The organism is Gemmatimonadota bacterium, from assembly GCA_041390105.1.
Taxonomy (GTDB): domain Bacteria; phylum Gemmatimonadota; class Gemmatimonadetes; order Longimicrobiales; family Gaopeijiaceae; genus JAGQIF01.
The window spans coordinates 520,203-528,110 of record JAWKQO010000004.1; the positions used below are offsets into that span (position 1 = coordinate 520,203).

General features: G+C 69.6%; 7 protein-coding genes. 4 read left to right on the forward strand and 3 right to left on the reverse strand.

Annotation, left to right across the window (positions count from 1 at the left end):
* Nucleotides 1-30: 30 nt before the first annotated feature.
* The gene (locus R3E10_18725; protein ID MEZ4417798.1) at nucleotides 31-2,424 is read right to left on the reverse strand and encodes a BTAD domain-containing putative transcriptional regulator; all 2,394 of its coding nucleotides are present in this window, start codon (nucleotides 2,422-2,424) and stop codon (nucleotides 31-33) included.
* A 75-nt stretch (nucleotides 2,425-2,499) separates the two neighbouring features.
* Here R3E10_18725 and R3E10_18730 point away from each other — a divergent pair, with 75 nt between their 5' ends.
* The 4 genes from R3E10_18730 (at nucleotide 2,500) to R3E10_18745 (ending at nucleotide 5,665) form a co-directional block, all read left to right on the forward strand.
* Nucleotides 2,500-3,087: a hypothetical protein gene (locus R3E10_18730; protein ID MEZ4417799.1), complete on the forward strand. Its 588-nt coding sequence runs from the start codon at nucleotides 2,500-2,502 to the stop codon at nucleotides 3,085-3,087.
* A 25-nt stretch (nucleotides 3,088-3,112) separates the two neighbouring features.
* Nucleotides 3,113-3,385 (forward strand): DUF4242 domain-containing protein, encoded by a 273-nt coding sequence (locus R3E10_18735; protein MEZ4417800.1) that lies wholly within the window; start codon nucleotides 3,113-3,115, stop codon nucleotides 3,383-3,385.
* A 144-nt stretch (nucleotides 3,386-3,529) separates the two neighbouring features.
* On the forward strand, nucleotides 3,530-4,489 hold the full coding sequence (locus tag R3E10_18740) for a LytTR family DNA-binding domain-containing protein (GenBank protein ID MEZ4417801.1): 960 nt from the start codon (nucleotides 3,530-3,532) through the stop codon (nucleotides 4,487-4,489).
* A gap of 141 nt (nucleotides 4,490-4,630) precedes the next feature.
* Nucleotides 4,631-5,665 carry a hypothetical protein gene (locus R3E10_18745; protein ID MEZ4417802.1) on the forward strand — a complete coding sequence of 345 codons (1,035 nt, stop codon included), beginning with the start codon at nucleotides 4,631-4,633 and terminating at the stop codon, nucleotides 5,663-5,665.
* An 18-nt stretch (nucleotides 5,666-5,683) separates the two neighbouring features.
* On the opposite strand, the gene R3E10_18750 is transcribed toward R3E10_18745, so the two are convergent.
* Together R3E10_18750 and R3E10_18755 are read right to left on the reverse strand one after the other, a co-directional pair.
* The gene (locus tag R3E10_18750) at nucleotides 5,684-6,298 is read right to left on the reverse strand and encodes a hypothetical protein (protein ID MEZ4417803.1); all 615 of its coding nucleotides are present in this window, start codon (nucleotides 6,296-6,298) and stop codon (nucleotides 5,684-5,686) included.
* Nucleotides 6,299-6,300: 2 nt separating this feature from the next.
* Nucleotides 6,301-7,908, reverse strand: a 1,608-nt coding sequence (locus R3E10_18755; protein ID MEZ4417804.1) for a polymer-forming cytoskeletal protein, incomplete at its 5' end; no start/stop codon positions are given.

Genomic DNA, 7,908 nt, shown 5'->3' on the forward strand with positions numbered 1-7,908 from the left:
CACGATCTCCTGTCTTGGCTCCGTCGGATCTCAGCCGCCCTGCCCCACCCGCTGCACCAGCTCACGGAACGCGGGCAGATCGCGCAGGTCCCGCAGCTGAGGGTCCACGGCCAGGAACACCATGGAGTGGGACCGTTGCTCGAAAGCGCGCTCCAGCCACGCCAGGGCACCGGCCCGATCTCCGAGGCCCGAGTGGACCTTCGCGATCTCGTACGAAGGCGCGTATCCGGCGCTCGCTTCCTGCTCCAGCGCACCCAGGAGCCCCCGCGCTTCGCGCTCCTCGCCCGCCAGCGCCAACCCTCGTGCCAGTGCCGCCCTCGTGATCGCCGAGCTCGAGAAGGACACCGCGCGCCGGAGCTCATTGAGCGACTCCTCTGTCCGACCGATCTCCTCCAAGGTGAGACCCGTCCAGAGGTAGTCGAGCTCGAAACCGGCGTCGAGCTGGCGCGCGTGGTCGAGCTGGTCCAGCGCGGCTTCGTAGTCGCCCTGGTGGTAGTACACCCAGCCCAGGGCGGTGTTGGCGATCAGTGAAAGGGGATCGAGCTCGGTGGCGAGCCGCATTTCTCGGACGGCTTCCGGGAATCGACCCTCGGCAGTGAGGAGATTGGCGTACCACTGGTGCGCCGTGGAGTAGCCGGGTGCCAGCTCGATGGCTCGTTTGAATTCGAGTTCGGCCTCACCAACGTTCCAGTCGTAGTAGAGGGCTACGTATCCGAGCGTCGCGTGCGGTTCTGCAAGCTCAGGATCGAGCTCGATGGCGCGGCGCGCAGCGGTGCGGGCCCTTGGGAACGCCTCTGCCGGAGACACGTAGTCGTAGAAGCCGAGGACGGCGTACGCGTCCCCGAGGCCCACATGGGCCCGCGCGTAGTCGGGAGCTCGGTCCACGGACTGCTCGAAGTAGTCGGCGGCAGCCAACAGGCTGGCCTTGGTGCGCTTGTGCCACTCGTAACGTCCGTTCAGGTAGAGGTTGTACGCCTCCAGGTCCTCGACCGGAACACCTGCTCCCTTGCTCACGGCCGCCCCGCGTCCGCGAAGCCGGGTCACCAGCGCTTGCGCGATCTCGTCCTGAACGTTGAAGACGTCCGCGGAGCTGCGCTCGTAGATCTCCGACCAGAGCTCGAACCCGCTCTTCGCGTCGATGAGTTGCGCGTGGATCCGGAGGCGCGCTCCGGATCGCCGCACGCTTCCGTCGAGGACGGCGCCTACGCCGAGCGCTGCGCCGATCTGCCGTGCATCCATCGCCCGGTCCTTGAAGGCGAACGCCGACGTGCGTCCGATGACGCTGAGCCCGGGCGTGTTCGACAGTCGTGTGATCAACTCCTCGGCGATCCCGTCCGCCAGCGGCGCCCCACTCCCGTCACCGCTGAGGTCGGCGAAGGGCAACACCACCAGAGACGCGATCGCAGTCGCATTGCCGTCCTCACGGCGCGCCTCTCTCCAGGTCAGGCCCAACACCAGGAGGGCGATGCCCACGACGGCGGCGCGCGTCGCGGCTCTGCGTCTGTGTCGGGCCGGCGCCGGCGCCGGCGAAACGTGCACCATGGGCAGGGGCGGAGCCGAGGACGATTCCGCCGTCACCGACCCTGGTGCCTGGGGCGACGGCGTCCGCCGCGCAGCGCCCTTTTCTGCGGCGCTCTCCCGCGGCGGAACGGGCTCGGGATCCCTCCCCCGAAGCTCCGCTGCGTACCGTGGCACCTCGGGGTCCGGCTCCAGGCTCAGGTCGCCTCGCACGAGTGAGGCGTGCAGGTCCGCGTGCCGCACGGCGCCCGCCGGGTCACCCGCGCGCTCGAGGCAGCGCATCAGCAGGAGCGCTACGCGGGAACTGTAGGGGTCGGCTGCGGACAGCAGATACCACCAGCGGCTGGCTGCAACCGGATCGTGCTCCTCGGTCCGTGTGGCCAGGGCCTCCAGGGCCCGCGCGCGCTCTCGGGCCAACCTCTGTCGCTCGCGTTCCACCCAGCGCTCGAAGTCGCCAGCCCCCGGCACATAGAAGCCGTCGAGGAACGGCGCAGGCTGCAACAGCACCGCCGTCTCCCACTCCTCCGCTGCGAGCGCATCGGCGAACTCTGCCACATCGCTCTGGATCCGGGTCTCGTCGATCCGCAACCCATCGCCAAGGGCAACGACGCCCTCCCCACCGACCGCCTGGTTGATCCGATAGACCGAGTCCGACAGGAGGCGGCGGCCCTTGTCCGGCTCCGCCTCCGGCCAGAGAAGGGCGATGATCCGCTCGCGGGTCATGCCGCGGTCGCGGGCCACGCCCAGCAGTGCGAGCAGCGCCAGGCGGTGGCGCTGGCTGGCCCGACCCGCCACGGGACCCTCGGGCCCGTGCAGGGAGACACCTCCGAACGCTTTGATACGAAAGGAGTTGGCCATTGGCGACAGAGAGGCGAGCGGCCGTCGATGGTTCGGCGACGGGGTCACGCCAATGTCCGGCCCGTTGCAGGGACCAGCAAGCGGCCGGCCCTGCCGAGACCTTGTTGCCACTCTGGAGGTGTCATGAACTCGCCTGGACGAAACGTGCTCAGTCTGGTGCCGCTGCTGCTGGCGACCCTGATGGCTGCCTGTACCGAAACCTCGGTCGCGCCGGATACCGGCGCGTCCCCCGATAGAGCGGCGGAAATCTCAGACGGGGCCGGTCGGGTGTCCCCGTCAGCGATCCCGAGATCCACCCTGCGCGCCTGGATCGGCGGGCTGCGGCAGGCCACCCTCCCATACCGCAGCCTGGCCGCGGCTCGGGCAGCTGGGTTCGACGCGCGCTTGACCGACTGCATGGAGTCGTCCAGCGGGGGGATGGGTGTGCACTGGGGGGACCTGTCCCGCTTCGACGGCGTCGTGGAGGAGTTGCGGCCCGAGATCCTGCTCTACGAGCCCCAACCGTCGGGAGCCAAACGGCTGGTCGCGGTGGAGTACGCCGTCCCCTTCACCGCCTGGACGGCGGACGCGCCGCCTGAGCTCAACGGCGTCGCCTTCCACCGCAACAACACCTTCGGCTTGTGGATCCTGCATGTCTGGGCCTGGAAGGAGAATCCGAGCGGCGCGCTCCAGGACTGGAACCCGCGTGTCACCTGCCGCTGGGCCGACTGACCCCCCACCATCCAAGGAGATACCCATGCCACGCTACGTGATCGAACGCGATCTCCCGGGTGCGGGCGATCTGGGACCGGAGCAGCTTGCCGGAATCTCGCGGAAGTCCTGTGAGGTCCTGAGCGATCTCGGCCCCTCCATCCAGTGGGTTCACAGCTATGTGACCGCAGATCGCATCTACTGCGTCTACGTCGCTCCGGACGCCGACGCCGTTCGTACCCACGCCGAACGGGGAGGCTTCCCAGCGAACCGGATCAGCGAAGTGACCGCGGTGATCGATCCGGTCACCGCCGAGTAGAGGCGCGGGGCCGGGGCGCCCACGCGCCCCGGTCCCGACCGCATCGATGGCACGGTCGACAAGTCCGGCGGACGACGCCGGTCTGACACCGACTCCACCGGCGTCCGTATGACCGGGTGAAGCCCGCTCCGCCGGAGGTATTCCATGCCATTCGCCAACGTGCTCGCGACCGACACGTTCACCGCCCCGTCCCCGTACACCACCTGCACGTCCGACCGCAGGCGCGACCCCTTCGCTCGCGTCCGGGCGATGCTCGCGCGACGGCTCCCGGCTGCGCTCGTCACACGGACCCGCTCCCGCTCGGTGGCGCGGGCCCGCTTCCCGCTCTCCGTGTCCGTGTTCTGGTCGCTGGTGGTGGGTCTGGACTTCGTCAACGATTGGATCATCGAAGGCCTCACAACCACGTTCCGCCCGGTGGGGGCCGCGCTGACGGACATGATCGTCTGGTGGACGCCGTGGATCGCCGTCACGCCTCTCCTCGCCGTGTTGATCGACCGGCTCGATCCCGCGCGCATCGGTTGGCGGCGAAGCATGGTCCTGCACGCGCCGCTCCTCTTCACCGCCATCGGGCTCCACGCACTGCTCGCGGCCTGGGCCTTCTCCGCGATGGGAGGTGGCACCGTGGCGAACAACTTCGCGCACTTCGCCCGTGCCTTCACGCTCTCCGAGGCGCTGCTGTACGTGGGTCTGGCCACTGCCCTACACGTGGGGTGGGTCTCGGGTCCTGCACCCGCGCAGGCACCCGACACGGAACCCGGGCACGGCCCCCGCCCCACCTGGGTCCGGCGTTTCGCCGTGCGCGAAGGGGAGGTGACCCGTTTCGTTGGGGTCGAGGACGTTTCACACATCGAAGCCGCAGGCAACTACGTCCGTCTTCACGCCGCCGACGGGGAGCACTTGATCCGGGCGACGCTCGCGGCGGTCGAGGAGCGGCTCGATCCGAGCCGGTTCCGTCGCATCCATCGCTCGACGATCGTCAACGTCGACCAGGTGGCTCGCGTCGACGCGTGGTTCAACGGCGACTGCCTCGCCACGCTCACCGACGGCCGCGAGCTGCGTGTCAGTCGGACCTACCGCGCGGCCCTCCTCGACCCCCTCGGCTGAGCGGGCCCCCGCTCGGCTCGTCCCGACCATTCCCGGGCCGTCCCGCTTCGGCGCGGCTCGTCCCGCATCTCTTGGGCAGACGCCGCGGGGGCGGGACCTTCTCCGGCAGGCAGGCGAAGGTCCAACGAGGAGGCGGGGCCGATGGGTCGGGACGTTGGGGTAAGACGAGGAGGGGGTGGAGGCGGCGGGCATGCGCTGACCGGCATGCGGGCTCCCGGCGCGTGGACGTCGGCAGCGCTGACGGTGCTGGCCCTGGCCGCGTGCGGCGACACTCCAGCCGAACCGGTCGTGGACCCGGGGCCCCAGCCGGTGACCTCCTTCGACTTCCTCGCCGGCTCGTGGAGTGTCGCGAGCCGGGACACCGACGCCGGCGGGGGTGTGACCCAGGGCCAGGCGACGGCCGTGGTCCGCTCGTCCCTCACCGGCAGGGCCCGCAAAGAAGCCTGGGTGGGCACCCGCAACGGCGCCGACGTCGAGATGGCCACGCTGATCATCGCCGGCGAGCAACCCGGCGAGTGGATCCTCGCGAGAGGGGACGGGGGTGCCGGCACCTTCGACGTGCTGGAGGGGCGCTTCACGTCCGGCCAGATCACGCTCGTCTCCCGCTCGGGCACCCGACCGGACGGTGGCCTCAACCGGGAGACGTTCGAATCGATCACCGACTCGAGCTTCGTCCGTCGCGCCGAGCGCAGCGGCGACGGCGGCGGCTCCTGGACCGAGTTCTGGAAGGCCGAGTACAGACGCATTCCTTCGGTGGGTGCGCCCGCGGGACCGACGCTGGCTGCCGGGTGCCAGGCTTCCGAGCATCGACAGTTCGACTTCTGGGAAGGCGCCTGGGCGGTCGGAGGCTCGACCAACGACCTCATCTCGCTGCTCGGCGGCTGTATCCTCGAGGAGAACTGGAGTAGCGCCAGCGAGCGCGGCACGAGCTTCAACATGTACGACGCGCGCAGCGGGCTGTGGAATCAGGTGTGGGTAGACACCAACGATCTCACGCTCGTGACCGTCGGCGGCCTCGTCGACACCCGCATGGTCCTCGCCGGCCGCTATCGCGGAACCTCGCAGCGCATCACCTGGACGCCTCTGAATGGCAACGTCCGCCAGCACGGCGAGAACTCGGTGAACGGCGGGGCGAGCTGGACGACCTCCTACGACCTTACGTACACACGCCGCTGAGCGGTGCTTCCAGGCTCCTCACCCCCGCCACCCGAAGGTGCGGGTGCGTCGCTCCAGGCTGCGGCGCGGGAGCCCCAGGGCGCGCACGAAGAGCCCTCGCACACCCCGGGTGAGCGTGCCCTCGTCGTCTGGATCCGGCCCGTCGTCAGGGGCGGCACTTCCCCGCAGCCATTCCTCCAGCGCGTGCAGATCGGAGGTCGACAGGCACTCGACGTCCAATGCGACGTCGTAGAAGTAGCGACCGGGCTCCGGGGGTCGCAGCGGAACCGCGAAGCGCCGTGACAACGCTGAGCGCAGTGTCTCGAGGTCGTCCACCGCTCGCGCGGGCTCCCCGGCGATCTGCACCTGGAAGCGTCCCCCCTCGGGGCGAACGGAAGCACGCCACTCAAAGGCGTCCACGCGCCGGTCCAGAAACCCGTCGCGCCAGAGCGTGACCACCAGCTGCGCCCGCAGCGGGAACCCCTCTTGTAGCGCATCGCGGATCTCTTCGTCGAAGAGATCGCCGATCTCGATCGCCAGAGTGCCTTCGGTCTCCGACAGGCGGCTGCGCAGCGGCCCCTCCTGCGCGTCGACTGCGACGGGAAGAGCCAGCAGCAACAAGCCGGTGAGCCGAAGACGCCGACGCGGAATCACGGTCAGAAGCGTTGCTCGAGGCGGATCAGGAAGCGCACCGGATGTTCTTCCGAATCGAGAGGTACGGCGGCCAACACGCCCAGACCTCCGAACCACACTCCTGCGCCGGCGTCCATCAGTGTGTCGGTCCCCGCGCGCCCCGGTGCCTCGGAGTCGGGGGCCAACCACCCACGCGCCACATCGAAGAACAGGGACCACTCGAACGAGGCATCGAACCCGTGGCGGCCATCGTCCCAGTCCTCCCAGTTGCCCCAGTTGTCGGGATCCTCGTCCCGGCCGTCGCTGAACTGGAAGTCGAAGCTCAGGCCCCCGCGATACTCCACCTGGAGCGCCGCGAAGCGGTCGCACCCGTAGTCCAGGAACACCGGCTCGGACGAGCCCGCGCTCGCCGCTCGGATGGCTGTACCCGACGTACGCGCCCCACAGTCGCCTGCGAACAGGCGGTACCCGGGCAGGCTCCCGGCGCCGCCGAACGCGTGCTGGAACTGCGCGGGTAGACTGCGGTCGTTCAGGCTGCCCCCCGCCAGAACGCGCACGTCCAGACGGGCATCCGGACCGAGCGGTGCGTACCGGCGGAGATCGACGAACCCGACGGCGAGGTCCTCGGCCGCGAAGGAGCGCGGTGCACCCACCGAGCCGCTCGCCTGCGTGTAGACCGGTCGCACCAGCGTGCCGTCCACACCCTTGCGGGCCTCGGCGCGCACGAACCATCCACCGTGGCGGCGATCCCGATCGTCGGTGTCACCGGCGACGACCTCCGCCCCGACCGTCGAGATCCGCCCCTCCGCGACGAGTGGCTGGGCTCTCCACAGCTCGTCGTCGTCGCCCAGGGTCCACGGGTCGGCGACGGAGGCGAAGCCGTGGTCCTCGCGTCGGTAGTCCAGCGTCAAACGGAGGCGCTGGTCCCAGGCGCGCATGCCCACGTAGCCCGACCACCCTTCCGCGGCGTAGTAGTCGCGGAAGTCGTCGCGCAGGAGCAGGGTCGCCAGAGACGCTTCGGCGTCGCTCAGACTCCAATCCTCGACGCCGTTCACCACCGAATAGACGCGCGCACCGACGAAGGGCCCGGAACGGCGACCAAACCGTTGCTCCAGCCGGAGCCAATACCCCAATTCGTCCTCGCGGGCGTCGAAGCCGGTGGCAGTGCGCCAGATGCCGAGTGCCTCCAACAGGAGGGGCGCAGGGCCGGAGGTCCGAACCATCGGACCGATCCACACGGGGAGCCCCTCCACTCGGTTGTAGGTGGGTCCGATTCTGCCCGTGACCGACGCGTGCGCTCGCGTACGGCCCTCGTCCCATTCACTGCCCCGATACGCTGCCGAACGTGAGCGCGCGGACGAGCGCGTCCGCGCATCGGAGCGCAGGTCACTCCGGGTGCGCTGTTCGGTGAGGGTGCCCCCGACGTGTTCGTAGGCGTCGGCGGCGGCGCGGCCATCGACCACGGTGGCGTTCCCTTCGACGCGACCGTCGGGTCCGAAATGGAGATCGCCACCGAGGACGAGAACGTCGCCACCGATCACACCATCGACACGAAGATCACCGTCGATGACGGCGACATGACCGAGGGTACGCACGCCGGTGTGGATGCGCGTGTCCCCCTCGAAGTGGTC